The sequence below is a fragment of the Psychrobacter sp. FME6 genome (genome assembly GCF_014861365.1).
Classification (GTDB): Bacteria; Pseudomonadota; Gammaproteobacteria; order Pseudomonadales; family Moraxellaceae; genus Psychrobacter.
Genome location: NZ_RRYW01000176.1, coordinates 1 through 2,510 on the forward strand (window position 1 = coordinate 1; position 2,510 = coordinate 2,510).

Annotated in this window: 1 protein-coding gene; it reads right to left on the reverse strand. The window is 39.7% G+C overall.

Annotation, left to right across the window (positions count from 1 at the left end):
• Positions 1 to 62: 62 nt before the first annotated feature.
• Entirely contained in the window at positions 63 to 2,225 is a 2,163-nt protein-coding gene (locus EI162_RS13990; RefSeq protein WP_192524911.1) for an ornithine decarboxylase, read from the reverse strand.
• Positions 2,226 to 2,510: the final 285 nt, after the last annotated feature.

Below are 2,510 nucleotides of genomic sequence, written 5' to 3' on the forward strand. Positions count from 1 at the left end.
ACGATCTAAGTATAGCTTATTCTGAAATATCTATGCTAATTGATGACACGCCCTAGTAAAAACTATGCTATATCAACTACATAACCGTAGGCACGACTACTACCATCAGTTTGTTTTTCTAAATAGACCCCTTGAATCTCAGGCTCGAATTCTGGCAAGCAGTTAATACCTTCTTCCAGCGCTAAAAAGTATTTTTGTACAGCCCCGCCCCACACTTCACCAGGCACACAACACAACACACCTGGCGGATAAGGCAAGGCCCCTTCAGCAGCTATCTCGCCCTCTATTTTACTAAGACGTACCAATTTTACCTCGTTACGAATGAAGGCTTGCTGCGCATCGTAGGCACTCATTACTGCAGTTGGCCAACCATCAGCACGGAACATGATTCGTTGTAAATCTTTCATGTTATTTCGTACATAAAAGTCATGCATTTCTTGACACAAGCGTCGGATGGTATAACCTTCGTAGTAATTGATGTATCGTTTATACAAATCTGGTAATACGTCTTTCATTAAGCTATCTTCACGAATATGCTGTTCAAACCGTGCAATTAGTGCTATTAATTGCTGTAATTTTGCCAAGTTCTCTGACGGGGTTAATAAAAACAAAATAGAGTTTAAGTCGCATTTTTCAGGTACCACTCCATTGTCCCGAAGATAGTTGGCTAAAATTGTCGCAGGGACACCAAATTTCTCATATTCTCCGGTTTCGACATTAATACCAGGTGTGGTGAGCATGAATTTACAAGGGTCTACAAAATATTGGTTTTCTGCATAGCCTGGAAAAGCATGCCAACGTTCATTGGGACTAAAGCGGAAAAAGCGAATATCATTTGCCATTATCTCCGTTGGATAGTCTGCCCAAGGTTTACCATCAATTGTATCTGGCACAAAAGGTTTAACCATTTGACAGGTTTTTAGCAATAATTTACGCGCCTCAATTCCAACTTTGACACAATCTGCCCACATTTTGCGTCCTGCCACACCTTCATGCATTTTGGCATTGACATCAATTGAGGCAAATAATGGATAAAACGGGCTGGTCGAGGCATGCATCATATAAGCATTGTTAAAACGTTTATGATTACAGTAGCGCCCTTGACCCTTAATGTGACTGTCTTTTTTATGGATTTGCGAGGCTTGGGAAAAGCCCGCTTGTTGCTTATGTACTGATTGAGTAACAATAATGCCAGGGTCATTTTCTTTGAGTTCAAGTAAAAGTGGTGAACACTCTTGCATCATGGGAATAAATTGTTCATAACCAACCCATGCTGAGTCAAACAAAATATAGTCACACAAGTGTCCAATACGGTCTACAACTTGACGGGCGTTATAAATCGTCCCATCATAGGTACCTAACTGTATCACCGCCAACCGAAAAGGGCGTTCAGCATTGGCTTTTTCAGGGGCAATTTTTGCAATTTGATCGCGGATATACTTTTCTTCAAAACAATCGGCATCAATACCACCAATAAAGCCATAAGGATTACGGGCGGTCTGTAAATATACGGGGCGCGCTCCTGCTAACATTAGTGCCCCCAAATGAATGGATTTATGATTATTACGATCAAACAACATTAAATCATCTTTTGCCAATAAAGCACTAGTGACAACTTTATTAGCAGTTGAGGTACCGTTTAGCACAAAGTAAGTTGTATCGGCATTGAATACTTTTGCAGCGTGGCGTTCTGCATCCCGTGATGGCCCTTCGTGGATTAGTAAGTCGCCTAACTTGACATCGGCATTACATAAATCAGCACGAAATAAGTTTTCACCAAAAAAGTTAAAAAACTCTCGTCCTGCTGGATGTTTACTAAAAAATTGTCCGCCTTGGTGTCCAGGGCAATCAAACGCCACATAGCCACGATTAACATATTGCTTTAATGCACTAAAAAAAGGCGGTGCTAGCTTATCATCGTAGCTTTCTGCAGCCGTTTCTACCTGCTTGCCATAATAATGGCGACTACCCAAACCCATCTGGATAACCCCAGTAAATTCTAAAATCAAATCGTCAGGTATTGGCTCGTTAGGCTCTAAAGCAATAAATAGCGGGATATCAAAACCAGTACTTTTGATAAACTCTACCACCTTATGTGCATCTTCAGCACTGGTAACTGCGGCTGCAATATCAGTAAAGTCAGTATGATGAATATCGACCATTTCATAATCAGTGATAAAACTATCTATGACTGAAGCACAAGTCGCAATTTTAAGTTTTTTCATAATCATTACACCTTTTTAATGAATTAAACGTTGGGTTAATAGTTTCTAGTGATTGAACTCATTTTTATCTCGATATCTATGTATGTTGCAAAATAACGGCTTAATATAATATTGGGTATCTTTAATGCAAAAAAGCTATGAAACAGATCATTGATCTATCTCATAGCTTTTTGGTACAGGTCGTGAAGAGCGTTAAAACATAGTCTACATGCTGTTCAATAAACTCATCGGAAAAAGGGTCTTTCCCAGATAATCTTGCAAATTGAGGGGCAAAGGTATAAATAG

What these genes read in the sequence shown, in the direction of transcription:
- EI162_RS13990 (WP_192524911.1), bottom strand. Translation starts at nt 2,225, where the DNA reads ATGAAAAAACTTAAAATTGCGACTTGTGCTTCAGTCATAGATAGTTTT.